21 protein-coding genes are annotated in these 23080 nt (G+C 69.6%); 7 read left to right on the forward strand and 14 right to left on the reverse strand.

Translation table 11 applies throughout. The annotated features are described in order from the left end of the window. Positions 1-15: 15 nt before the first annotated feature. The 5 genes from OF850_RS21470 to OF850_RS21490 all read right to left on the reverse strand — a co-directional run bounded on the left by OF850_RS21470 (position 16) and on the right by OF850_RS21490 (position 7632). Complete coding sequence (locus tag OF850_RS21470) at positions 16-1596, reverse strand: ABC transporter substrate-binding protein (protein ID WP_301592376.1); 1581 nt, start codon at positions 1594-1596, stop codon at positions 16-18. Between the two features lie 84 nt (positions 1597-1680). Next, positions 1681-3279 (reverse strand): GMC family oxidoreductase, encoded by a 1599-nt coding sequence (locus OF850_RS21475; protein ID WP_301592377.1) that lies wholly within the window; start codon positions 3277-3279, stop codon positions 1681-1683. A gap of 21 nt (positions 3280-3300) precedes the next feature. Then, positions 3301-5058 carry a PAS domain-containing protein gene (locus OF850_RS21480; RefSeq protein ID WP_301592378.1) on the reverse strand — a complete coding sequence of 586 codons (1758 nt, stop codon included), beginning with the start codon at positions 5056-5058 and terminating at the stop codon, positions 3301-3303. 445 nt (positions 5059-5503) lie between these two features. Beyond that, positions 5504-5815, reverse strand: a complete 312-nt coding sequence (locus OF850_RS21485) for an HU family DNA-binding protein (RefSeq protein ID WP_301592379.1) — start codon at positions 5813-5815, stop codon at positions 5504-5506. 266 nt (positions 5816-6081) lie between these two features. Further along, on the reverse strand, positions 6082-7632 hold the full coding sequence (locus tag OF850_RS21490; protein ID WP_301592380.1) for a flavin-containing monooxygenase: 1551 nt from the start codon (positions 7630-7632) through the stop codon (positions 6082-6084). A 127-nt stretch (positions 7633-7759) separates the two neighbouring features. On the opposite strand from OF850_RS21490, the gene OF850_RS21495 reads away from it, so the two are divergent. The 5 genes from OF850_RS21495 to OF850_RS21515 all read left to right on the forward strand — a co-directional run bounded on the left by OF850_RS21495 (position 7760) and on the right by OF850_RS21515 (position 12787). Next, complete coding sequence (locus OF850_RS21495; protein WP_301592381.1) at positions 7760-8251, forward strand: hypothetical protein; 492 nt, start codon at positions 7760-7762, stop codon at positions 8249-8251. Then, the gene (locus OF850_RS21500) at positions 8248-9585 is read left to right on the forward strand and encodes a GAF domain-containing protein (protein WP_301592382.1); all 1338 of its coding nucleotides are present in this window, start codon (positions 8248-8250) and stop codon (positions 9583-9585) included. Before OF850_RS21495 ends, OF850_RS21500 begins: the two co-directional genes overlap by 4 nt. 116 nt (positions 9586-9701) lie before the next feature. Continuing rightward, on the forward strand, positions 9702-10703 hold the full coding sequence (locus OF850_RS21505) for a Bug family tripartite tricarboxylate transporter substrate binding protein (RefSeq protein ID WP_301592383.1): 1002 nt from the start codon (positions 9702-9704) through the stop codon (positions 10701-10703). Positions 10704-11135: 432 nt separating this feature from the next. Then, positions 11136-11600, forward strand: coding sequence for a PAS domain-containing protein (locus tag OF850_RS21510; protein WP_301592384.1), 465 nt, complete (start codon positions 11136-11138; stop codon positions 11598-11600). A gap of 314 nt (positions 11601-11914) precedes the next feature. After that, positions 11915-12787, forward strand: a complete 873-nt coding sequence (locus tag OF850_RS21515) for a transglycosylase SLT domain-containing protein (protein WP_301592385.1) — start codon at positions 11915-11917, stop codon at positions 12785-12787. On the opposite strand, the gene OF850_RS21520 is transcribed toward OF850_RS21515, so the two are convergent. The 8 genes from OF850_RS21520 to OF850_RS21555 all read right to left on the reverse strand — a co-directional run bounded on the left by OF850_RS21520 (position 12784) and on the right by OF850_RS21555 (position 19894). Next, the gene (locus tag OF850_RS21520; RefSeq protein WP_301592386.1) at positions 12784-13614 is read right to left on the reverse strand and encodes a hypothetical protein; all 831 of its coding nucleotides are present in this window, start codon (positions 13612-13614) and stop codon (positions 12784-12786) included. The two genes, OF850_RS21515 and OF850_RS21520, sit on opposite strands and share 4 nt — an antisense overlap. Continuing rightward, entirely contained in the window at positions 13611-14300 is a 690-nt protein-coding gene (locus OF850_RS21525) for a haloacid dehalogenase type II (RefSeq protein ID WP_301592387.1), read from the reverse strand. The genes OF850_RS21520 and OF850_RS21525 overlap by 4 nt, the downstream gene beginning before the upstream one ends. A 39-nt stretch (positions 14301-14339) precedes the next feature. Next, on the reverse strand, positions 14340-15029 hold the full coding sequence (locus OF850_RS21530; RefSeq protein ID WP_301592388.1) for a glutathione S-transferase family protein: 690 nt from the start codon (positions 15027-15029) through the stop codon (positions 14340-14342). A gap of 81 nt (positions 15030-15110) precedes the next feature. Beyond that, positions 15111-16127 carry an SMP-30/gluconolactonase/LRE family protein gene (locus tag OF850_RS21535; protein WP_301592389.1) on the reverse strand — a complete coding sequence of 339 codons (1017 nt, stop codon included), beginning with the start codon at positions 16125-16127 and terminating at the stop codon, positions 15111-15113. A 403-nt stretch (positions 16128-16530) separates the two neighbouring features. Next, positions 16531-17013, reverse strand: coding sequence for an HPP family protein (locus OF850_RS21540; RefSeq protein ID WP_301592390.1), 483 nt, complete (start codon positions 17011-17013; stop codon positions 16531-16533). Continuing rightward, positions 17010-17987: a molybdopterin dinucleotide binding domain-containing protein gene (locus OF850_RS21545; protein ID WP_301592391.1), complete on the reverse strand. Its 978-nt coding sequence runs from the start codon at positions 17985-17987 to the stop codon at positions 17010-17012. The genes OF850_RS21540 and OF850_RS21545 overlap by 4 nt, the downstream gene beginning before the upstream one ends. A 6-nt stretch (positions 17988-17993) precedes the next feature. Beyond that, entirely contained in the window at positions 17994-19001 is a 1008-nt protein-coding gene (locus OF850_RS21550) for a molybdopterin-dependent oxidoreductase (RefSeq protein WP_368044717.1), read from the reverse strand. Next, a complete protein-coding gene (locus tag OF850_RS21555) occupies positions 18947-19894 on the reverse strand; it encodes a molybdopterin oxidoreductase family protein (RefSeq protein ID WP_301592392.1) in 948 nt (315 codons plus the stop codon). The genes OF850_RS21550 and OF850_RS21555 overlap by 55 nt, the downstream gene beginning before the upstream one ends. A 421-nt stretch (positions 19895-20315) precedes the next feature. On the opposite strand from OF850_RS21555, the gene OF850_RS21560 reads away from it, so the two are divergent. After that, positions 20316-21659: a Do family serine endopeptidase gene (locus OF850_RS21560; RefSeq protein ID WP_301592393.1), complete on the forward strand. Its 1344-nt coding sequence runs from the start codon at positions 20316-20318 to the stop codon at positions 21657-21659. A 65-nt stretch (positions 21660-21724) separates the two neighbouring features. Here OF850_RS21560 and OF850_RS21565 read toward each other — a convergent pair whose 3' ends face one another. Continuing rightward, a complete protein-coding gene (locus OF850_RS21565) occupies positions 21725-22069 on the reverse strand; it encodes a hypothetical protein (RefSeq protein WP_301592394.1) in 345 nt (114 codons plus the stop codon). Positions 22070-22174: 105 nt separating this feature from the next. Between OF850_RS21565 and OF850_RS21570 the strand changes: the two genes are divergently transcribed. Beyond that, positions 22175-23080: DUF389 domain-containing protein (locus OF850_RS21570; RefSeq protein ID WP_301592395.1), on the forward strand; the 906-nt coding region annotated here is incomplete at its 3' end.

Below are 23080 nucleotides of genomic sequence, written 5' to 3' on the forward strand. Positions count from 1 at the left end.
GCTTGGCGCGTGGCCTCAGGCCGGCCGGACACCCCAGAACTTGCTGAAGCCCGGCTGCAGGTCCCGCAATCCGCGCAGGGCCGTCTGCTGCTTGAATTGGCCGAGCGGGTAGTAGGGCACCTCCTCCATGCAGACGCGCTGGATGTCCTGGCAGATGGCCTGCTGCGCGGCGAGGTCGGGTGCGTCGAACCAGGCGTTGTACAGGGCCTCGAGCCGCGCGCTCTCGTTCCAGCCGGCATAGCCGGAGGCGCCCACGCCGCGGATCGAGATATGGGTCGCCGGGTTGATCCAGTCCGTGCCGGTCCAGCTCGTGACGAAGAGGCTCCAGCCGCCGCTTTCCACCGGGCCGCGATTGTTGCGGCGCTGGAGCATCGTGCCCCAATCCGTGGCGAGGTAGTCCAGGTTCACGCCGACGCGGCGAAGCATGTCGGCGGCCACGTCGCCCATGGCCCGCATGGTGACGTAGTCGGTCGGAACGAGCAGCACCACCTTCTCGCCCTTGTAGCCGGCCGCGACCAGATCCCGCTTCACGGCCTCGAAATCGGGCGGGTTGCGGAGCGGGTCCAGCGCCACCTCGCTCGCCATCGGCGTGCCGGGGCAGAAAAATCCGGTGGGCACGTGGTAGGAGGCGCGGTCGTCGCCCACGATGGCCTGCATGTAGGCGGGCTGATCGATGGCGCGCATCAGCACGCGCCGGATCTCGGGGTTGTTGAAGGGCGGCTGCGTGTGGTTCGGCCGCAGCATGCCGATGGTGCCGGTCTCCTCCTGCACCTGCAGGCGCACGCCGCGCGCGCGGGCGAGCATCGGCTTCAGGTCGTGCGCCACCTGCTCGTACCAATCCTGCTCGCCTGCCATCAGCGCGCCGGCAGCCGTCGAGGCGTCCGGAATGGTGGTCCAGACCACGCGGTCGAAATGCGCCACCTTGGGGCCGGCGGTGCCGAGCGGCGGGCCGCCATCGCGCGGGCGGTAGCGGTCGAAGCGCGCATAGACGTTGCGCGAGCCCTGCAGCCGCTCGCCAGGGACGTAGCGGTAAGGACCGCTGCCGATCACCTCGGAAATCTGCGTGCCCGGATCGGTGCGGGCGATGCGCTCCGGCATGATGGCGGGCATCATGCTCGTGGACTTGCCCAGCGCATCCGCCAGCAGGGGAAAGGGCTTCTTCAGGCGGAAGACGATGGTGCGGTCATCGGGCGCGGAAAGCTCCTCGGTGGTGCGCATCAGGGCGCCGCCAAAGGCGTCGCGCGCGGCCCAGCGGCGGATGCTCGCCACGCAATCCCGCGCCAGCACCGGCTCGCCGTCGTGGAAGACCAACCCCTCGCGAAGGCGCATGGTCCAGCGCTTCCCGTCATCCTCCACGGTGTGGCCCTCAACCATCTGCGGGCGGGCGACGAAGTTCTCGTCATGCCCGTAGAGCGTGTCGAATACCATGAAGCCGTGGTTGCGGGTGACGTTGGCCGTGGTCCAGTGCGGATCCAGGAAGGCGAGGTCGATCTGCGGGATGAAGCGCAACGTGCGCGTCTGGCCGAAGGCGACGCCCGGTGCGGCGAGCGCGGCCCCAAAGGCGGCGGTGCCCTTCATCAGTGAGCGGCGATGCATTCGTTCAGCCCTCCGGAAAAGCTTGTGCCGCGGAGCCTATCCCGGCTCGAAGCGCCGGCGCCAACGCTTTCGGGCACGCCCCGCTCAGGCCCAGCGCGCCGCGATCATCGAGGCGGCCTTCTCGGCGATCATGATGGTCGCGGCATTGGTGTTGCCGTTGATGTGGGCCGGCATGATGGAGGCATCCGCCACGCGCAGCCCATCCACCCCGCGCAGGCGGAGTTCGGGATCAACCACGGAATCCGGATCCCCGCCCATGCGGCAGGTGCCGACGAAGTGATGCGTGGTGTTCGAGACGGCGCGAATGCTCTCGATCAGCCCCGCATCCTCGTCGCCCTCGGGACCGGGCACCATCTCGCGCTCGATGTGGGGCGCGAGGACCGGGCCCAGCAGCACATGGCGGATGCGGCGGATGCCGCGGAGCAGCACGGGCAGATCGGCCGGGTTGCTGAGGTAGCGCGGCGCGATGAGGGGAGCGGCGCGCGGGTCGGAGGAACGGAGGCGAACCGTGCCATGGCTGCTCGGGCGCCCCTGGCGGATGGTGACGGTGAAGCCTTCGCGCTCGGGCCAGCGGCCGCGCGCGGGCATGAGGCCGATGGCCATGCCCAGCTGCATGTCGGGAATTTCCAGATCGTCGCTGGAGCGGAAGAAGCCGCCGGTGGAAAAGGGCGTGTTCGCGATGATGCCGCGTCCGGACAGCGCATAGTCCAGCAGCGCCTTCGCGCCGCGCAACGGCCTCGTGTGCGCGTAGGCGGTCACCGGGCCACGGCAGGCGTAGTGCATGCGGTAGGAAAGGTGGTCGAGCAAGTTGCCGCCCACCGCGGGGCGGTCCAGCAGCACGGAAATGCCCTGCTGCATCAGATGCTCCGCGGGGCCGATGCCGGACAGCATCAGGAGCTTGGGCGAGTTGAAGACGCCGGCGGCCAGCACCGTCTCCCTGGCCACTTCGATCCGCATCGGCTCGCCGTCCCGCAGGATCTCGGCGCCGGTGACGCGGCCATCCCGCAGGACCAGCCGCAGCACCTTGGCGCGGGTCAGCACCGAAAGGTTGGGCCGGCTCATGGCCGGTCGCAGATAGGCGCTGGCGGTGCTCCATCTTCGGCCACGGCGGGTGGTCAGGTCGTAATGCCCGAAGCCTTCCTGGCTGACCCCGTTGAAATCCACGTGCACCGGGTAGCCCTCGGCCGCCGCGGCGGCGAGGAAGGCCTCGCAGATCGGGGGAACCGGGCGGCCCAGGCTGACATGAAGCGGCCCATCGTCACCGTGGAACTCGTCGGCGCCGCGCTCGCTCCGCTCCGCCTTGCGGAAGAAGGGCAGGATCTCGTCATAGGACCAGCCGGTGCATCCACGCTGCCGCCAGTCGTCGAAGTCGCGGGGATGGCCGCGGATGTAGATCATGCCGTTGATGGAGCTGGAGCCGCCCAAAACCTTTCCGCGGGCGCAAAAGACGGTCCGGTTGTTCAGTTCCGGCTCCGGCTCGCTCTGGTAGTTCCAATTGTGCTGCGGGGCCTCCACGTTGCGCCCGACCGCGGCGGGGACGAGAAGCAGCGGGTCGCTGTCCTTGCCGCCAGCCTCCAGCAGCACCACACGGACGCCCGGATTCTCCGAAAGGCGGCCCGCCAGCACGCATCCGGCCGACCCGGCGCCGATCACCAGGAAGTCGCACTCAAGGGCGTTCTTCATCAGCACCGAGCCTCTCACACGCTAGCGTGGCCCGGGGACGCGCTTGGCGCGGAGCGGGGCGACGGCGTCGAGGGGCAACTGCGCCTCGCAAAGGAGCCCCTGAGGCTCCCAGTGCCGCTGCACCTTGCCGCCCAACTGGTCCGCCAGCGTCGCCTGGATCACCCGCGTCCCAAACCCGTCGCGCGCGGGCGGCCCGGCGGGCGACGGCCCTCCCCTCTCCTCCCATGTCAGGGCGAGGAGGTCTGCTGCCTCATCCACCTCCCAGCGCAGCCGCACCTGCCCGCTTGGCCCGGACAGCGCGCCATACTTGGTCGCGTTGGTGGCCAACTCGTGCAGCGCCATCGCGAGAGCCTGCGTCGCCGAAGGGTCGAGCTGCAGTTCAGGACCCTCCAGCAGCACGCGGGACGCCTCGCCACCTCGCGATGCGTCGTGGGGCGAGAAGGCGTCAAGCTCGGCCTGGGCAAGTGCGCGCAGGTCTGCTCCCGCCCAGCGGCCTTCGGCCAGCACCGTATGCGCTCGGGCGAGGGCCTCCACGCGCCCCTCGATCGAAGCCGCGAAGGCGGCCGGGTCCGCCTTCGACGTCAGGCGCACAGCGGCCAGGACGACCGCAAGCGCATTCTTGGCCCGATGGTCGAGCTCCCGCGCCAGGAGCCGCTGCTTCTCTTCAGCCTCCCTGCGTTCGGTGAGGTCCAGCGCGACGCCCAGCACGCGGAGCGGCGCACCCGTCTCGGCATCACGCAGGATGCTGCCGCGGCCACCGATCCAGCGGAGCGACTGGTCGGACCAGCGGCGGTAGCGGAACTCGATCGCCCAGCTTCGGCTTCCGCTCGCGAGCGACTCCTGCAGCATGACCTGCACACCCTCCCGGTCGTCGGGGTGGATGCCACTGCTCCAGGTCTCGAAGGTGACCGGGACGGAAGGATCCGTTCCATGGATCCGGTGGCAGCTTTCCGACCAGTGGAGATGACCGGTCACCACATCCCAATCCCAGGAGCCGACCCCTCCCGCCTCCTGTGCGAGGCGGAGACGCCGCTCGCTCTCGCGCAAGGCCTCCTCGGCGGTCTTCCGATCCGTCACGTCGATGGAGACGCCGGTGACACGCAGGGCGATCCTGGACAGGGGGTCGCGCGTGATCTCGCCGCGGGCGAGGACCCACCGGTCGCCCTCGCCGGCGCGCGGAACGCGGAACTCGTCGCTGTAGGAGCGGAGCGCCGGATCGTGAAGCGCCTGGAAGAGCCGCGCGAGTACCCGCTCCCGATCCTCGGGATGGAGGGCGGCGGAGAACATGTCGAGGCTGGGTTCCGTCACCTCGGGCGGGATGCTCCAGATCCGGCGGTAGACATCGGACCAGAAGACCTTTCCCGTCCGGAGATCCCAGTCCCAAAGCCCGACATCCCCCGCCTCCTGCGCGAGGCGCAGGCGCTCCTCGCTTTCCTGGAGAGCCATGACCGCCAGGCGCTCCTTCGTTCGGTCACGAAAGGCGACCCCCAGTCCGCGCGCCGTGGGAAAGACTGTCACCTCCAGCCAGCGTCCGGGATGCACGACGCCCCCCATCTCCACCCGGACCGGACGACCCGATGCCATGGCGGAGCGCAGAAGCGCCTCGAGCGTGCTTTCGCGGGCGCCGGGAAGCACGTCGAAGATCGAGCCGCCCAATGCCCGGTCCGCCGAGATCCCGTAGTACCGCTCGCAATTGGCGTTGAAGGACAGGAAGCGAAATTCCCGGTCCAACTCGTAGGCATTGTCGCCGACGGCCTGGAAAAGCGCCTCGCTGGACAAGGCCTCTCCCTCGCTGGGGCGGGAGGATGCACGGCTCCAAAGGTCCTGGCGTGGCGCACGAGGGCTTTCGGATGTCCGCATCTCCCTGGCCATGGAACCGGCGCTCCTTCGGTTTCGGGCAGTATGGGCTGTTTTGTCGGAGTCTACACAAGCGCCAGCGCATCCCTGATCGAAGCTCGGCCTCCGGCGGCCGGGCCGCGAGGCGCTTCCAAGATGCCGCGCGGCGGATGGGCGCGGTGCAGGATCGAGCGGAGTCGTCTGCGGGCTCAGGAAACCAGACGCCTCGGCCTGCGCGGCGGCGGGAGCAACGCGCTTGATGGTCGTCGGAGAAACCTCCGCGAGCTCTCAGGCAGATCTCATCCCTGAGCGGTTTGCGTCGATGGGCACGACATCGAGATGGGCGAGACCAGCGGCCACCGCCCTGGCGGCCGCTGGGACGAATACGTCAGCCCTTGGCGGCCTTGCGCTTGGCCTTCTTGAGCCCCGCCATGGCGTCCGTCTTGAGCGACACCGAGGGGCGGAACTTGATCGCCGCACCGGCCTTGATCTTGATCTTTTCCTGCGTGCGCGGGTTGAAGCCCGAGCGCGCGGCACGCTCACGCACCGTCAGCGAGCCGATCTCCGGCAAGGCCAGGCGGCCCTCCTTCACCAGCTCGTCGCGCAGCGCCCCCAGGATCTCGCCGGCCAGGCGAGTGGCGGCGACCCCGCTGATCTCGACGTTGGCCTTGATCGTCTCGACAATAAGCGCCTTCGACATGGTTTCATCCCTTCCAAAATCACTCGCTCGGCGAGCACCTTCGGTTGAAGCCCAATCCGCAGTGATTGGGAATGCCTCTTCGCGCGCAGGATGCAAATGAAGGCGCAGCAGCACTGCGTCGGCAAGCACGTGAAGGCGGGTCGCACGGGATAGCGCCCGCCCACGAGCCGGAGGACTCCGCATCGCAGGCAGGAGCATGGACCCTTCTCGCCACCAGGGGTCGGTGGCGGCGGGGACCTAGCGGCATCCCGCGCCGCAGCTCCGGATCAGGCCGCGTCCGCCTGGAGAAGCGACCGGACCATTTCCCATCGCGCCGCTTCCTCTGCCGTCATCTCCGGTGAGGAGACGCATCCGAAACGGGCGGCGTCGGCCAGGGTCCGTGCCGCGGCGTCGCTGCGCCGGTCCGGTCCCGTCAGCCGGAACGAGGCCGGCGAAAGCGGGCCGAAAAGCAGGGCGCGGCGAAGCTCCGGCCAAAGGTCCGGGTCCGGCTCGACGCCGGCATTCCGCGCGAAAAGCAGCGCCATTGCATGCATGGGCAACATTTGCGGCCCGCCTCGCCCCGCGCGGCAGGCAGCAATCCCCTCGCGCATGGCCGCGGGACCCGGGGGAGCGACCACGCCGGACCATGCATAGGCCAGCCACCGGGCCTGCAGCTCCAGCACGGGGAAGTAGGGTCCTGCCTGGTCGAAGAGGCCGAGAAAGGCGAGGCCGTCCAGCTCGGGGTGGAAGGTGTGGTCGTGCAGGTCGATATGCTGGTCGTCCAGGTCCAGCGCCTGGCGGATCTCCGGCGCCAGGAACGGGAGCGAGAGGCGGTAGCCGGTCCCGAAGATGAGCGCGTCCGTGTCGGCCTCCGCGCTGCCATCGGCAAAACCCACACGCTGCCCTGCGACCTCGGAGATCCAGGGCCGGACGCGGATCCGTCCTTCCGCAACGAGGCTCAGGTAGTGCTGCGACTGCGTCAGCCCAGCGGCGAAGATGTCGGCGTCCGGCTGCGGCGCCCCGGCCTGCTCTGGGCTGCCGGCGCTCGACACCACGAGGCGGCGCAGCCCCTCCGCCACTGCGGCGGGCGGCAGGGCGCCCCCGGCCAATGCGGCGAAGCGCGTGAAGGCGACATGGTCCGTCGGGACCCCGCCCGTCAGCTTCTGCAGGACGTAGCGCTGCCGGCGCAGCGTCACGGTCACGCGGCGCGCCCCAGCCAGTGCCAGCTCCGAGGCGATTTCCAGCGCGCTGATCGAACATCCGGCGATGACCACCGAGCGGCCGCGGTACGCTGCCGGGCCGGCGTAATCGAAGCCATGGCTGACGCCGCCCGCGCCGGCGAAGCTGCCGAGCCCAGGGACCTCCGGAATCGAAGGCGAGTTGTAACGGCCCGTGGCCACGACGACGCGCGCGAAATGCTCGACGCGGAACTCCCCGCCCCCTCGCGAGCGGAGGATCCACCCCTGCCCCGCTTCCGATCGGCTGAGGCACTCGACCCGCGTTCCGAGCCGCAGCCGCGGCAGCAGCCCAGCCTGGGCAGCGTAGCGGCGGAGGTACTGGAGCATCTCCTCCTGGGTCGGAAAGGCGGGCGTTCCTGGCGCATGGTCCAGCTCCGCGAAGGCGGTCATGACGCGGCTGGTGTTGGTGTGCATGCCCGGCCAGGCGCCGCTCATCGGGGAGGCCGCGTTCCATTGGCCACCCAGCTCGTCCGCCGCCTCGAACAGCACGGGCTCGAAGCCCTGGCGCGCCAACCACGCGCCGGCCACAAGGCCCGCCGGACCTGCGCCGATGATGGCCACCGCGCGCTGCGGCATCGGGATAGGAGTTTCGTTGCTCATGCCGGGGCTCCTCTGCCGGAAGATCGTGGGCTGGGCTTAGCCTCGCCGGCTGCGTGGCCGCTTCCTAAATCTTCCTTAAGTGGCCCTCTCGCTTCTTAAGATTTTCCTATTCGACTAGCCTCTCCGCATGCAATCTGCCCCGGGCTGCCTGATCGACGCGGAACTGGCCGGCTTCCTTGAGTCTCCGGTCATGATCATCGTCGGAACCGGGCTTGGGGGCGTGCCGGAAATCGGGCGCGGCCTCGGTGCCTTGGTCGAGGCAGGCGGCGCCGCCCTGCACCTCGTCGTCTCCGCTTGGCAGTGGCCCCGGACAGTGTCGCAGGCACGTGAGAGCGGGACCATCGCCATCACCTTTGCCCGGCCCACCGATTACGTGACGTATCAGGTGAAGGGGCAGGTGGAGTGGATCGGCCCCCTCACGCCAGCGCTCCACGCCCGCGCGGCGCGCTACGCCGCCGAGATCGCCGAGGTGCTGGCAGGGCTCGGCATGTCGCCCGAACTCACGGCGCCGTGGCGGTCCAAGCGCGACCTGGTGGCCTTGCGCATCCGGCCGCAGCAGGCTTTCGTGCAGACGCCGGGCCCCCGGGCTGGCCATGCCCTGGCCGAGCGCACCGGATGACGTCCCTCTCCTTTCTCGATGCCTGCTTCGAGGGCGTGGTCCCCTCCATCCTCTGCACGCTGGCTGCCGACGGCACGCCGAACGTCTCCTATCTTTCGCATGTCGCGCGGCTCGGCGACGCGCAGGTCGCGCTCTCGAACCAGTTCTTCTCCAAGACCTCGGCCAATCTGCGCGGCAATCCACGTGCCGCCTTGCTGATCGTGGACCCGCGGAACGGCACGCAGCATCGGCTCGACATCCTTTATCGCGGGAGCGTGCAGGGCGGCCCGGCCTTCGACCGCATGGCCGCGGATCTGCGCGCGACGAGCGTGCAGCTCGGCATGGCCGACGTGATGCGGCTGCGCGCCATCGACATCTTCGATGTCCTCGACGTGCGGCAGGTGCAGAGCGACAGGGAGGCCGCGCCGCCGGGCCCGCCTTCCGGCCAGAGCCTCGCGCGCGCGCTGGCGGTGACCGAGGCGCTGATGCGCGCGACCGCGCTGGGCGGCATGGTGGACGCCGTGCTCGACGCGCTAGCCTCCGCCTTCGGGCACGAGGCGACGCTCCTGCTGCTGCACGAGCCAGCCCGTGGCTGTCTCGTCGCGCTGGGAAGCCGCGGCTACGGGACAAGCGGCATCGGTGCCGAGGTGCCGCTGGGCGAGGGGCTGATCGGCCTGGCCGCGCAGGACCGACGCCCGGTGCGCGTGGGGGACGCAAGCCGCCTGCGCCGCTACGGCGCCGCCATCCTGGCCGGTTCCGAGCAGGAGGCGCGGACGCGTTCGGTTGCCCTGCCGCGCGTGCCGGACGCGATGAGCCAGATCGCCGTGCCGATGGAAGCGCAGGGGCGGCTACAGGGCGTGCTGTTCCTGGAAAGCAAAAGGCGGATGGCTTTCGACGCCGAGGATGGCCTCGTGCTTTCCCTGGTGGCCCGGCAACTCGGCCTCGCGATTGCGCTGGCCGAGGCCGAGGCGGGGGACGCCACCCCCCTCGCCCCGTCGGGCCAAGCGGAGGTCGCACGGGGCCGTTCCGCGCAGGTGGTGCACCACGCGCAGGACGACAGCGTGTTCATCGACCATCAGTACTTGGTCAAGGGCGTCCCCGGCCGGCTGCTGATGTGGATGCTCGATGCCCACTCGGCCTCCGGCCGCATCGACTTCACGAACCGCGAGATCCGGGCCGATGCCGGGATGCGGCTGCCCGAACTGAAGGACAACCTCGAAACGCGGCTTCTCCTCCTGCAGCGGAGACTTGAGGACAAGCGTGCGCCGCTCCGCCTGCATCGCCCGGCGCGCGGCCGCATCCGCCTTGAGGTGACGGCCCGGCTGGACATCGTCAGCGACCGCAATCCGTCCTGACCTGTCGTGCCCCACTTCCCTTTCTCGCCGGGGGCGGGGACCATGGCAGGAGCCGTCCTTCCCTTGAGGCGGAGAAACCGCACCGCAGGGCGGCAAAACAGATGGGAGAAACGCCAATGATCGACCGGATCACCAAGAGGGCGATCCTGCCTCGCCGCGCGGCACTCGCCCTCCTTGGCGGCGGCGGCGCCAGCGTCGCAGGCTCGGCCCGCGCTTCCGACTACCCGACGCGGCCGGTCAGGATCATCGTTCCCTACACGCCCGGCGGCTTCACCGATCTTTCCACGCGCCTGGTCGCGGAGCCGCTTTCGCGGGCCCTGCGGCAGCCGGTGGTGGTGGAGAACCGGCCCGGTGCGAACAGCATCCTCGGCGCGGGGGTGGCGGCTTCCAGCCCGCCTGACGGGCATACGCTCGTCATGGTGCTTCCCGCGCATGCGGCGAACGCGACGCTCCAGGCCGGGAAGATGCCCTTCGACCCGATTACCAGCTTCACGCCCGTCTCGCTCGTCGCCACCTCGCCCCTGGTCCTCGCCGGTGGCCGGAGCCTTCCGGCCAGCACGCTTCAGGAATTCATCGAGCACGCGAAGGGCCGGCCCGACGCGATCACCTATGGATCGAGCGGCATCGGCTCGACCGCGCATCTCGCCATGGAACTCCTGAAGATGCGCACCGGGATCCGCATGGTCCACGCACCGTATCGCGGCACCCAGCCGGCGCTCCAGGACCTCATGGCCGGCAACATCGGCGCGATGTTCGACGTCAACTCCGCACTGGCCCCTCAGTTCGAGGCCGGGACCATCCGCGCGCTGGGCATCGCAAGTAGCGAGCGCGCGGCCTTCGCTCCCAACATCCCAACCATCCAGGAGCAGGGCATTCCTGACTTCGCCGTCAGCACCTGGTCCATGCTGCTCGCGCCCGCGGGGACGCCACCTGCCATCGTCGAGCGGATTTCCTCCGAAGTGACGCGCATCGTCCGCGAACCGGCGATGACGGCGCGGCTCCGCGAGATCGGCCTCCTCGCGGAAGGTCGCAATCCCGCCCAGACGAGCGAGTTGCTGCGATCGGAGGTGACGCGCTGGGCCGAAGTCATCCGCACGGCCAATGTGACCGTCGAATAGGGCGCGACACTTCCCGGCAGAGCACGCTGCTCGCGATGCCGGGTGCGCACGCTCTCCTGCAGCGTGGACCAGGTCGCGCAGTCCTTCACGGAGGCAAGGAGCTTCGCCCCTCGCCTACACCGTTTCCCGCTGCGCCCGGTGCTGGCAGGGGCACGAGACCGGACGGTTGAAGCGCCACCGCGACTGAAACCCGTGTTGACGCGCTTCTCCGCCTGCCAGGGCGCGATGCTGGAACCGTGGAGCAGAACCGGGCAAGGACCCGCGTTCGATCATGGAGGAGGTCTGATGCGCCTGCTGGGAACCCGGCCCCAGGCGGTCCCACCTGGACGCGCACTCTTGCCGAGACGCATGCTGCTCCAACGCATCGGGCAATTACGGGGGCGCTGCGCGCCTCAACAGAATGCACCAGCGGGCCAAAGAGGAGGCAACGCCGTGAGTGGTGGGGAACTGAGCCCTGGGGAACTCGACCGTGTGGGCCGCGCGCTGCTCGGCACGGCATCCGACGCCATCATCGTGGCCGACCGGGACGGCATCATCCGCTTCTGGAACCCGGGAGCCGAGCGCATCTTCGGCCTTCCCGCCGCAGAAGCGCTCGGCCAGTCGCTCGACATCATCATTCCAGAGCCGCAGCGGGCCCGTCACTGGGCCGGTTTCCGGCACGTCATGCATACGGGCGAGAGCCGCTACGGCGCTGGCGAACTGCTCGCCGTTCCAGGCCTACGCGCGGATGGTGGCCGCATCTCACTCGAGTTCACCATCGTGCCGCTCCATGCGCCCGATGGTCGGATGGAGGGCATGGCCGCGATCCTGCGGGACGTGACGCGCCGCTTCGAGGAGCTGCGAGCCCTGCGGCGGGAACTGGCTGCCAGCCGGGCAAAGACAGACCAGCCCGGCTAGTCCTGCCGCGGCCCCTCGGCACCGAACCCGGCCGTCGACTCCAAGCCACCTGCCGTTCTGCCTTCAGCCGCGCAGGCTGAGGCAGGGGCGCGGGCCGGTAAGGCCCAGCTTGGCCCCGGTCATGAGCGCGTGCGGAGGGCAGGCCGTCCTGTTCCTCGCCTCCTGGATCCGGTCGGGGCCATTCAAGCCAGCCCGATGAAGCGCATGGCTGGAGGCAAGGAGCTCCGCCGCCCAACGGCACGGGCATCCGGTCCCTGACGAGGCATGGACCTTGTCCGACCCCTCTGCGCGACCCACATCGCGCATGAGAAAGAATGCAGAACATCCACCGTCCCACCGACCGGCTGCTTCAGCCCCGGACCCTGATTGCCATTTGCCTGGCGGTGCTGCCGCTGGGCTTCGCGGCCGGCTACGCGCTGCGCGAGTGGCCGCCTTCGGCCCTGGAAGCGCCGCGTCCTGCGTCAGAGCACCGATCGGCGGCTGCCGGCGCTCAGAACCCCTCGCCGGCCGCACCACCTCGCGCTTCCTCCGCCGCCCGTGCAGGATCGCGTGGGGGGCTGGACGAGATCACGAACGCCACGCAGGCCGCCGCGGTCCAGACCGGCATTGACCGCACGGTCCTCCTGGCCTTCGCCGCCAGCGAGAGCAGCCTGCGCGCCTCGGCCCGCAACAGCCGCTCCTCGGCGGTGGGGCTCATGCAGTTCACGGAGCAGTCCTGGCTCCTCGCCGTGCGCCGCTTCGGCCATTCCCATGGGCTGGGTGAGCTGGCGGGCCGGATCACCCAGCGCCAGGGCCGGTTCGGCATGGCATCGGAGGAGGAATTGTCGCGCGTCCTGGACCTGCGTGGCGACGCGCGCCTTGCCGCATCCCTGGCAGCCGAAACGGCCCGCTTCAATGCCGCACGCTTCCGGGGTCGCTTCGGCAGCGAGGCCGCGCCCGACGCCCTCTACGCGATGCACGTGCTGGGCACGCAGGGGGGCCTCCGTCTCCTCGACGCCGTGCGCAGGGAACCCGCGCGCCCCGCGAGCGAGGTGATTGCTGCGCCGGCGATCGCCGCCAATTCGCGCATCTTCCGCCCACAAGGCCGCGACCTGACCGCCACGGAGGCGATGGGCCAACTCCGCCTGCGCTACCTGGCAGGCATGGACATGGCGATGCGGCGTGAGGTCGTCGCGCTGCGGGACTAGCCTGGCATCCCGGCTGGAAATTCGCCGCCTTGCTGCGGAAGAAGGCCGTGCAGGGCAAGGCAGACGGTGGACAGGTCCGGAATGACACGCCCCGTGAACTCGTCCAGGGCCGAGCGGATTTCCGCCCCGCTTCCGGCCGGCGGCGGGGTGGTGCCCGGCATCAGAAGGCGCGCCTCCTCCTCGGCGTGGCGCCGGATCGCCGCGCTTGCTTGTTCCAACGCGCCGGGCGCGTAGAGCGGACCCAGCCAGACCGGAAGGGCGTCGAGGATGGCCGGCCAAGGCGCCAGATGCAGGTACAGGCTCGGGATCACGCCGGGGCGGACGTCGTGGCGGGACGAAAGGGCCTGCACGGCACGAGCGACGCCAGGACCAAGCTCCGCGAGGCGCGGCAGCGGGTCGATCGGGTCCGGCGCAGCGGGAATCCCCGGCGTTGGCTCCAGGCGGGCGGCCGGGGCATCGGGCTCCTGCAGCCGCATCCGCAGGGCGGTGAGGGCGAGGAGATTCGTGAGGTTGCCCCGCGTATAGGCAAGCACGATGGCCCGTATTCGCGCGATCTCCGCCTCGCCGCAGCCCACCGAGTTCCAGTCGACGGGGGCCAGGGCCGGCAGGGATGGCCGAGCAGCAAGCCGCTGCCGCGCCGCGTCCATCTGCGCAGAGCGCACGACCGGGCCCGCAACTTCCCACGCCCAGGGCAGGACGCCGGGAAGCGCGGCGAAGTGCCGCCAGATCAGGTTGACCAGCGGGAGACCGGAAGCCGCCCGGATCCCGTCATAGATGCGGGCGGCTTCCGGTGGGGCATCGGCCTCGCGGATCTCCGGCAGGGTCATCGGTAGCTCTCCAGAAGGGATGGAAGTTCGGCCAGCGTGCGGATCTCGCGGCAGGGTTCTCCCGGCAGCCGGTCGGGGCGCTGCCCCTGCCGGTTGCACCAGATGACCCGCATGCCGAAGGCCGCGGCCGCATGCGCATCCCAGGCATTGGACGACAGGAAGCAGATGGCGTCCGCGGAGACACCGAGGCGGTCGACGGCCAACTGATAGACGCGTCGGTCCGGCTTGAAGGTCTTCACCTCGTCCACCGACAGGACAGCGTTGAAAGCCTCGGAAAGACCCGCCCCCTCGACGGCGCTCGCGAGCATGTCGGGCGAGCCGTTGGAAAGGATGGCGGTCACGAGGCCGGCCTGCCGCAGGGCCTCCAGCACCGAAGGCACCTCGGGAAAGCAGCCAAGCGTCCGGTAAAGATCGAGGAGCCGCTCCCGAAGGCTGTCATCCTCCGCAAGGCCGAGCGTCTCGAGCGAATGGTCCAGCGCCTCGCCCGTCACCTGCCAGAACGGAACGTAAAAACCCTGCAAGGCGCGCAGCCAGGAATACTGAAGCTGCTTGTCACGCCAAAGGGTGGTGAGGGCCGCCCTCCTGTCATCCGGCACCTCCGCGCAGCCGGAAGCCGCCGTGCCGAAGTCGAAGAGCGTGCCATAGGCGTCGAAGACGCAGGCGCGGATCCCCGTCAGCGCCGTCATGCGTCCAGCCTGTCCTGGCTCATAGAGACGTCTCCCTGTTCATGCGCCGAAGCAGGGCGCGCCGCGTGCCATGCCGCCATGCAGGTCGAGCATCCTTTCGCGCCACGCATGGACGGCATCGCCCGGCTCCAAGATCCGCAGGGGGCTCACGCCGCGTGCCCACATGAAGGAACCCAGCACGACGTAGTCGGCGTAATCGGGCGTTGCGCCGCCGAGGAAGGGTGCGGATCTGAGCGCGACGCGAAGCGGCTGAAGGGATGCGCGGAACTCCGGCAGGCGTTCCTCGCGTCCCGCCGTCACCTCGTGCAAGGGCTTGCCGAACCGCTTCTCGCGGCTCTCGATGAAATAGGCGCGCTCCGCATCACCCAGCAGGGACGGAATGTCCGACACGATGAAGCGCGCGAGCCCTCCCTGCAGGATGCTGTCGTTCCAGGCCACCAGGAAGCGGTAGGTGTCGGGATCGCCCCGGAACAGCGCGGGCGCCTGCTTGTAGGTTTCCTCGAGATGCAGGGCGATGGCCCAGGAATCGGCCACCACCCGCTCTCCATCCACTAGCACCGGGACCAGCGCGTGATTCGCAAAAGCGAGGCGCTCCGTCTCGGTGAAGCGCCAGGGAACGCTCTCGAACTCCAGACCCTTGTGGGCGAGCGCCATGCGGATGCGCCAGCAATAGGGGCTGAACACCCGTGCAGGGTCCTTCCCACAAAGCTCGTAAAGCCGTCGTGCCATGAGTCCGCGTACCTCCACGGAGGACGCTGCCCGGCACGGCGCCCCCGCGCAAGCCACCGGAACGGCGGCTCATGGCCCGCGTCAGCCGTAGGGCGTCCCCTGCGTGTTCACGTAGAGGCTGTAGAGCGACTTGCTTGCCGTCATGAACAGGCGGTTGCGGTGTCGCCCGCCAAAGGCGACGTTCGCGCAGCGCTCCGGCAGGTGGATGTGCCCGATCGAGGCACCGTCCTTGTTGATGACGCGCACGCCGTCCAGCTCCGGCGTGCCCATGCCCCAGCCGCACCAGAGGTTGCCGTCCACGTCCACGCGGAACCCATCCGGCGTCTCGCCATCGCGGCATTGGAAGAAGATACGGTTGTTCGTCAGCCGCCCATCCCCCGCGACGTCGAAGGCGCGGATCACGCGCGGCGTCGCGGCCGCTTCCACGACGTAGAGCGTGCGCTCATCCGGCGAGAAGGCGAGGCCGTTGGGTCGATTGATCTCGGCGGTCGCCACGGTCACCTGGCCGCTGCCGGGATCCACGCGGTAGATGTGCGTTGGCAATTCCGGCTCGGCCCGCTCGCCCTCATAGAAGCCGAGGACGCCGAAAGGCGGATCGGTGAACCAGATGGAGCCGTCGCTCCGGACCACCACGTCGTTGGGGCTATTGAGCGGCTTGCCGTCGAAGCGGTCGGCGATGACGGTGATGCGGCCATCGGGCTCGGTGCGCGTCACGCGGCGCGTCAGGTGCTCGCAGGTGATGAGCCGCCCCTGGCGGTCGCGCGTGTTGCCGTTGCTGTTGTTGGACGGCTCGCGGAACACGTCCACGAGGCCCGTGGGCTCGTGCCAGCGCATCAGGCGGTTGTTCGGGATGTCCGACCAGATCAGGCAGCGCTGGTCGCCGAACCAGGCCGGCCCCTCGCTCCAGCGGAAGCCCGTGGCCAAGCGCTCGACGGCGGCGAGGACGAGGCGATACCGACCGAAGGAAGGGTCGAGGATTTCGACTGCTGGGTCGGGGTAGCGCCCCGGATCGCCCTGGGCCAGAGCTGGAGCGGCGAGAAGAAACGCGGCGCCGTGGGCAGCCGCGCCGCGCAGCAGAGAGCGGCGGCTCGATGACATGGACGTTACCTTCCCTTGCTTCTTGCGTCTCATCGGACTGTGGCACCCTGGCACGGCTCGGCAAGAGCGCGCTACCGGATTTGACCCTGGCTTCATCAGCGCCGGGTCCGGATTCCAAAGCGATTGGGTGGGCGGAGAGGGCTCAGGCGGCAAGGGCTCCTTCGGGCTTCTTGTTGGCTGCCTAGCCGTCCAAAGCCTTCATCGGCTGATTGCCTCCCCACCGCGACGAGGCCAGCATTGTCTCACGGCTTTCATGCTGCGAAGCCATGCGGCTGCATTTCTCTTCGGCGACCGCGACATGCAGCTCGACCAGCGCTGGGCCTACAAGAAAGTGGCATGTCGTGTTCTGGCAGCAGCTATTCTGCAGGGATGGCCGCGGGACGGTCTCTTCGCGAACGGCACGTCAGGCCCTGGCCTGCAGCCGGCGAATGGCCTCGCCAAAAGCCGCGACCAGCAGAACCCCGCAAACCACGCTCGCCGCCCCTTTGATGGTCGGCTCGACGGCGCCGAGGGCGACGAGCAGCGTGGTCGCCTGAGCTGGAGGATGCGAGGCTTGGGCCAGCACTTCCCCTGTCATGGCGAGGCCGACCGCCAATGCGGCGGCCGCGACGCGGGCGAGGGTGAGGGCATCCGCGCCCGCCACCGAAGGATCGGCATAGGCGCCCGTGACATAGACCGCGACGAGGCCAGCCGCGAGGCCGATGGCATGGCCGACGAGCACATGCCTTGGTTTTGAGGCCGGCAACTCCGGCGAGGCGGCCTGCAGCGCAATCGTCGGGCCGAGGCTGGGCAGCAGCCAGGGCTGGCCAGCCCACCAGCCGAGGAGGCCGATCAGGCCGATGACCAGCGCAGACAGGCCAGCGGCGGCCAGCTTCAGCGCGCTCATTCCGGCACCACGAGCGCCTGCGGTGCCGCCTGCATGACGCGGGTGTGGATCCAGCGGCGCTGGCGGCTGTTCCTTTCCCGCATGTCCTCGAGAGTCTTCTCGAGATCCTCGTCGCGCAGCGCCATTCCCGCCTGGTGCAGGATTGTGACGGAGATTAGGCTCTCATTGGTCAGCAGGAACAGGTCGTGCAGGTCCCGGACCAGGGTGAAGCCGCTTGAGGTCCCGCGCCGCTTCACCAGCACCCGTTCCAGCCGCTGCGGTTCGCCCTCCTGCTCCGTGCCGTAGCGGTCGCGGAAGGGTTGCAGTTCCTCCGCCGCCTGGCGGGACCATTGCGCGAAGAGGCTGCATTCGAACTCGATATCCGGCACCTTCGGGTGGTTGGCCTTCACCTGCTCGAAGGCGTCGGCGAGGATCTTCTCGCTCGCCTGCAAAAGGCCGATGTAATCCGCGACATGCGCGCGCGGCGGCGCGATCGTCTCCGCCGCGGCCTTGTAGGCCGATCGCGCGGCGCTGCCGATCGCCTCCAGCACACCCTGCCGGTTCTTGGCGGCGTCCATATCCTCCGGCTGCGCGGATCGCGGGGAGGCAAGCTTCTCGATCTTCACAGCAGCGAACTTGTAGTGCGGCTGCTTGCTGACTGGGTCCCAGGAGTAGCTGGTCAGCTCGTTTGCTGCCCTCGCCCGGCCGGGATCGTCCCAGTAGCCGTAGTGGAACGGCACGAAGACGTGGCCCGCGTGGATGTCGCCGATCTTCGCCGGCGCCTCCAGGACGCCGCGGCGGGAGGTGACGCGGAGCATGTCGTCATCCGCGACGTCGAGCCGCGCAGCATCCTCCGGCGAGATCTCGACAAAGGCTTCGGGCGCCGCCTTCTGCAGACCGGCGGCACGTCCGGTTTTGGTGCGGGTGTGGAAGTGATAGACCAAGCGCCCGGTCGTCAGCATGAAGGGATAGTCGTCATCCGGCTGCTCGGGCACGGGCAGCTAATGCGAGGCCTTGAGGAAAGCGCGCCCCGCCGGGCTGCGTGCCTCGTACTCCGTGGGCGTGATCACGCCGCCCGTCTGAAGGTCGTGTCCAAAGGACTCGCAATAATCGGGGTCGGTCGGGAAGACGTGGTCCTCGTAGATGCGCGGGGCGCCATCCGGATGCTGCTCGTTGCAGGGCCAGGGAATGCCTGAACCGCCGGTCAGCTTGGCGTAGCTGAAGCCGGTGTAGTCGCAAGGCCGGCCCCGCGTGCATTCCTTCCATGCCTCGAAGCATTCCTCAGGCGTCCGCCACTTGACCAGCGGCGCCCCGTCCTTGTCGCGGAAATCCATCCGGCGCGCGTAGTCGAGGAAGATGTCGAAATCCGACCGCGCCTCGCCCGGCGGATCGACTGCCTTGTGCGAGATGTGCACCGTGCGGTCCACGTTGGTGAAGGTGCCGGTCTTCTCGCCCCACATCGCGGCCGGCAGCACCACGTCGGCCAGCCGCGCCGTCTCGGTCATGAAGGCGTCCTGCACCACGACAAAGAGGTCTGGCCGCTCCAGGATGGAGCGGATGCGTCCAAGGTCGGGCAGCGAGGCCGCCGGGTTGGTGCACTGGATCCACAACATGCGGATGGGGCCGGTCTCGGCGAGGTGGAAGATCTCCAGCGCGTGGGCCGGCGGGGCCCAGTGCGGGATCTGGCGCGGCTCCAGGTTCCAGATCCGCGCCAGATCCTTGATATGCGCCATGTTGTCCCAGTTGCGGAACCCGGGCAGGTCGCCATCCGCGCCCGTCTCGCGCGTGTTCTGGGCGGTGGGCTGGCCGTTCATCTGCAGGATTCCGCAGCCGGGCCGCCCAATCAGTCCGCGGAGCAGGTTGATGTTGTTGATCTGGCAGGCCGCCGCGGTGGCCTGGTTGGACTGGTAGACACCCTGCAGGCAGGTCGAGACGAGGGTGGGCGCCTCGCCGATCAGCCGCGCCGCCTCCTCGAGAAGGTGCGGCGGAACGCCGGTGATCTCCTGCACGCGCTCCGGAGGATACTCCGCTGTCGTTTCGCGCAGCTCCTCGAAGCCCAGCGTGCGCTGCTCGATAAGCTGCGGTCGACATGCCCGTCCCGGATCAGCAGGTGGATCAGCCCGTTGAGCAGCGCGACATTCGTGCCGACATGAGGCGCGAGCCAGACATCGGCCTCGGCGGCGGTCGCGGTGCGGCGCGGGTCCACCACCACGAGCTTCGGCGGGTTGGGACCGCGGCGCCGGTGGAGGATGCGCATCCAGAGCACCGTGTCGGTGGCGGCGATGTTGTGCCCGAAATGGAGGATGCAGTCTGTGGTGTCGATGTCGTGATAGCTTCCCGGCTGCCCGTCCGAGCCGAAGCTCTCCTTCAGCGCGGCCGCCGCCGTAGCGGTGCAGAGCCGGGTGTTGCCGTCCATGTGCGAGGTGCCGAGCCCGCCTTTGCCGATCAGGCCGAGCGTGTAGTACTCCTCGAGCATCAGCTGACCGGTGGTGTAGAAGCCGATCGCGCCCGAGGTGTAGGTCTCGCGGATCTCGCGGGAGCGGCGGACGATCAGCTCCATCGCCTCGTCCCAGCTCGCTTCCCGCATCGTGCCGCCGTCGCGGATCAGGGGGCGGAGCAGGCGATCCGGGCTGTTGTGGGCCTCCCAACCATGCAGCCCCTTCGGGCCGAGCCGTCCGTGGTTGACGGTATCCTTCTCCCGCCCGCGAACCCCGACGATGCGACCATCTCTCACGCCGATATCGAGGCCGCAGCCGTTGGAGCACAGCACGCAGGCCGACTGCACCCAGCGCTCGGGCTCGGCCAGGGTTCGCTCATCCACGCGCGCTGGCCACTGGCCTTCACCGTGGAAAGGCGTCCGTTCGCCCCAGATGTCGGCAATGCTGTCGCGGGAGATCGGCATGCTGTCCCCTCGGCTGATGGTGATCGCAGCACAACGAGCCGAGTTCGGAACCGTTTCACCTAAGCAACGGCCAGAAGCTGGGCGTGACAGCCCTTTCATGAGCGGGCGCAGCGAACAAGGCTACGCTCGGCGAACGGAGGGTCTGAGCCGTCGAACCCATGTCGTCATGATGCGTTCCACATGCCGCTTAAGGGGCGTGGCTGCGGTCCACCCTCGTTTCACTGCGTCTTTCGACGAAGGCGGCGGTGCCTCACCCGACTTCTCGCCAAGTCAGGAAGCGCTCGTCCCGCCAGGGAAGGCCAATCGCGTTGAAGGAATTGCCATGTCGTGCAGTCGCAAGATGATCTCCACGGGACTTTTGGCGTGCGGCCTTCTGGTCGTGCCGCCAGGCCCTGCCCAATCCCAGAACACTGCCCCTCAGGTGGCGGTGCACAACTTCGCCGACCTGGTCGAGCGGGTGGCGCCTGCGGTGGTGCGGGTGACGGTGGTGGGCCGGGCGCAGGTGGCGGAAAGCGAGGTGCCGCCCGAGATGCGCGGCTCGCCGCTTGAGGAGTTCTTCCGCCGCTTCGGCGGCGGCGGCAACAGCGGCCGCGGGTCGGGCGGGCAGCAGCCCCGCCGCGCCATGGGCCAGGGTTCGGGCTTCATCATCGACGCCAGCGGCTTTGTCGTGACCAACAACCACGTCATCGGCAGCGCCGAGCGCGTCACGGTCGAACTCGCCGATGGTCGCGAACTGCCCGCCCGCGTCGTCGGCAGCGACCCGCAGACCGACATCGCCCTCTTGCGCGTCGAGGTGGGCGCCTCCCTTCCCACCGTCCCCTGGGGCGACAGCAATGCGCTTCGTGTGGGCGATCCGGTGCTCGCAATGGGCAACCCCTTCGGCCTGGGCGGCACGGCCACCTCGGGCATCGTGTCCGCCCGCGGCCGGCAGATCGGCGCCGGGCCGTATGACGACTTCATCCAGACGGATGCCTCCATCAACCCCGGCAACTCAGGGGGGCCGCTCTTCAACACCCGTGGCGAGGTCGTGGGCGTGAACACCGCGATCTTCTCGCCTTCGGGTGGCAATATCGGCATTGGCTTCGCCGTCCCCTCGCAGTTGGCCCGGCGCGTGATCGAGGACCTGCGCGACGACGGCAAGGTCGAGCGCGGCTGGCTCGGCGTGTCGCTGCAGCCGCTGGACCGCGAGCTGGCCCAGGCGCTGGGCGTCGAGGAGGGAGGCGCGCTCCTGGCCGCCGTCGAGCCGGGCTCGCCCGCCGACCGTGCCGGGCTGAAGGCGGGCGACGTGGTGACGCGGGCGGGCGACCGTCCCGTGCGCAGCCCGCGCGACCTGTCGGGCGCAGTGGCCGCCGCGCGGCCTGGGGCTGACCTTGCGCTGACGATCAACCGCGACGGGCAGCGGCGCGAGCAGCCGGTGAGCCTGGGCACGCCGCCCGACCGGCGCGAGGTCGCCGCCCGCGGCGGTCAGCGGCCGGCGCGCGAGCCGGGCGCGGGCGCGCTGGGCTTGGCCCTGGGGCCGCGGCAGGGCGGGGGCGAAGGCGCTTCGGTGACGCGCGTCGCGCCCGATAGTGCCGCGGCCGAGCGCGGCCTGCAGCCGGGCGACGTCATCCTTCGTGTCGGCAACCAGGAGATCAAGGGACCGGGCGACGTCGTGGCGGCGGTCGAGGCTGCGCGCCAGGCGGGTCGTCCCGTGGTGGCGCTGCAGATCCAGCGCGGCGAGGCCAGCAGCTTCATCGCACTGCCCCTCGCAGAACGACAGGGCTGAGCGCAAGGCAGGGGTACTGGAACGGCGGCGAGCAGCCCAGGACTGGGTGCTCGCCAAGTCGCCGCTCAGCGCTGGACCGGCGGCTGTGCCTGAGGCGGCACCGGGGGCGGGATCACGGGCGTCGTGCCCGGGTTCGGCACAGGCACGTTGGAGTCCCGGATCTCCGGATCGATGCCGGCCGGAGGCTGGATCACGCCGGAGCGGGGGATCTCGCGCACCTGCGGTGAGACGGTCTGAGCCTGGGGCGGCGCAGGCGTCGTGGCATCGCTCGTGCCGCCGCGGCGTTCCACTGGCGCGCCGGACGGCACCTGCGCCAGAGCCGCTCCCCCGGTCAGGGCGAGGAATGCGGTTGCCGCAAGCCAAGGGCCGATCGGCGCGCGGCGGGTCCCATCGTGGGAGCCAGTGGGCATGGCGGTGACCTCCTTCTGGGTCTCCGCTCAACGCGAAACCAGCCGGAGGGATACGCCCCGCCGGACCGCCTTCGCCACCTGGCGCGGCGGCGAAAGGAGAAGGCGATGCGGCAAATCATGATCCATGCGCCGCGCGGCCGGGGGAAGGAGATTCTCGCCGCCGCAACCGCGAGAGGCGCCGTCAACGTCGCCGCGATGGAAGGGCGGGACGCCAAAGGCGGCGCCGTCGACCTGCTGATGTTGAGCCTTTCCAATCATGAGATCGGCCCACTGCTGGACGCGCTGGAACACCTGCCGGACCTCCATGCCACGCTGGCCCCGCAGGGCGTGCTTCCCCTCCGCCCGCCCGCCGAGGAGGCGGCCGAGCAGGTGCAGGACGTCGCGTCGCGCAGCCCTCTCGAGATCGTCCTCGGCGGCCTGCAGAGCGTCGGTTCCTGGAAGGGCTTCCTCGGCTATGCCGCCTCGGCCGGCGTGGTCGTCTGGGCCGGCCTGTTCACCAACACGGTCTATCTGCTCACCGCCGCGATGCTGATCGCGCCATTCGCCGGCCCCGCGATGAACGCGGCGCTCGCGACCGCAAGGGGGGACGCGGTGCTGCTCGGGCGCGCGGTGGGCCGCTATTTCGCGGCGCTCGCCACCACCATCCTCGTGGCGGGCCTCCTGACCCTTGTCCTCGGCCAGCAGGTCTCGACGGAACTCATGGTCGCGACGAGCATGGTGTCCTCCGTCGCCATCCTCCTGCCGCTCATGGCCGGGGCCGCCGGCGCGCTCAACCTGTGCCAGTCGGAGCGCAGCAGCCTCGTGAGCGGGGCCGCGACCGGCATGCTTGTCGCGGCCTCCCTGGCGCCGCCTGCCGGGCTCGTGGGCATCGGGGCCGTGATGGGCGAATGGGGAATGGTCCGGTCGGCCTTCTTCCTGCTGCTGCTGCAACTGGCGGGGATCAACCTGGCGGGGGCGGTGGTGTTCCGGCTCTTCGGGCTGAAACCGGGCGGGACGCGCCTCGCCCGCGGG

It is taken from the genome of Sabulicella glaciei, from assembly GCF_026183895.1.
Classification (GTDB): domain Bacteria; phylum Pseudomonadota; class Alphaproteobacteria; order Acetobacterales; family Acetobacteraceae; genus Roseococcus; species Roseococcus glaciei.

Coding starts and splice junctions, on each gene's coding strand:
- OF850_RS21485 (WP_301592379.1), bottom strand. CDS start 5,815: ATGTCGAAGGCGCTTATTGTCGAGACGATCAAGGCCAACGTCGAGATC.
- OF850_RS21530 (WP_301592388.1), bottom strand. CDS start 15,029: ATGGCACGACGGCTTTACGAGCTTTGTGGGAAGGACCCTGCACGGGTG.
- OF850_RS21495 (WP_301592381.1), top strand. CDS start 7,760: ATGCAATCTGCCCCGGGCTGCCTGATCGACGCGGAACTGGCCGGCTTC.
- OF850_RS21500 (WP_301592382.1), top strand. CDS start 8,248: ATGACGTCCCTCTCCTTTCTCGATGCCTGCTTCGAGGGCGTGGTCCCC.
- OF850_RS21490 (WP_301592380.1), bottom strand. CDS start 7,632: ATGAGCAACGAAACTCCTATCCCGATGCCGCAGCGCGCGGTGGCCATC.
- OF850_RS21555 (WP_301592392.1), bottom strand. CDS start 19,894: ATGCCGATCTCCCGCGACAGCATTGCCGACATCTGGGGCGAACGGACG.
- OF850_RS21525 (WP_301592387.1), bottom strand. CDS start 14,300: ATGACGGCGCTGACGGGGATCCGCGCCTGCGTCTTCGACGCCTATGGC.
- OF850_RS21515 (WP_301592385.1), top strand. CDS start 11,915: ATGCAGAACATCCACCGTCCCACCGACCGGCTGCTTCAGCCCCGGACC.
- OF850_RS21470 (WP_301592376.1), bottom strand. CDS start 1,596: ATGCATCGCCGCTCACTGATGAAGGGCACCGCCGCCTTTGGGGCCGCG.
- OF850_RS21540 (WP_301592390.1), bottom strand. CDS start 17,013: ATGAGCGCGCTGAAGCTGGCCGCCGCTGGCCTGTCTGCGCTGGTCATC.
- OF850_RS21535 (WP_301592389.1), bottom strand. CDS start 16,127: ATGTCATCGAGCCGCCGCTCTCTGCTGCGCGGCGCGGCTGCCCACGGC.
- OF850_RS21520 (WP_301592386.1), bottom strand. CDS start 13,614: ATGACCCTGCCGGAGATCCGCGAGGCCGATGCCCCACCGGAAGCCGCC.
- OF850_RS21475 (WP_301592377.1), bottom strand. CDS start 3,279: ATGAAGAACGCCCTTGAGTGCGACTTCCTGGTGATCGGCGCCGGGTCG.
- OF850_RS21505 (WP_301592383.1), top strand. CDS start 9,702: ATGATCGACCGGATCACCAAGAGGGCGATCCTGCCTCGCCGCGCGGCA.
- OF850_RS21565 (WP_301592394.1), bottom strand. CDS start 22,069: ATGCCCACTGGCTCCCACGATGGGACCCGCCGCGCGCCGATCGGCCCT.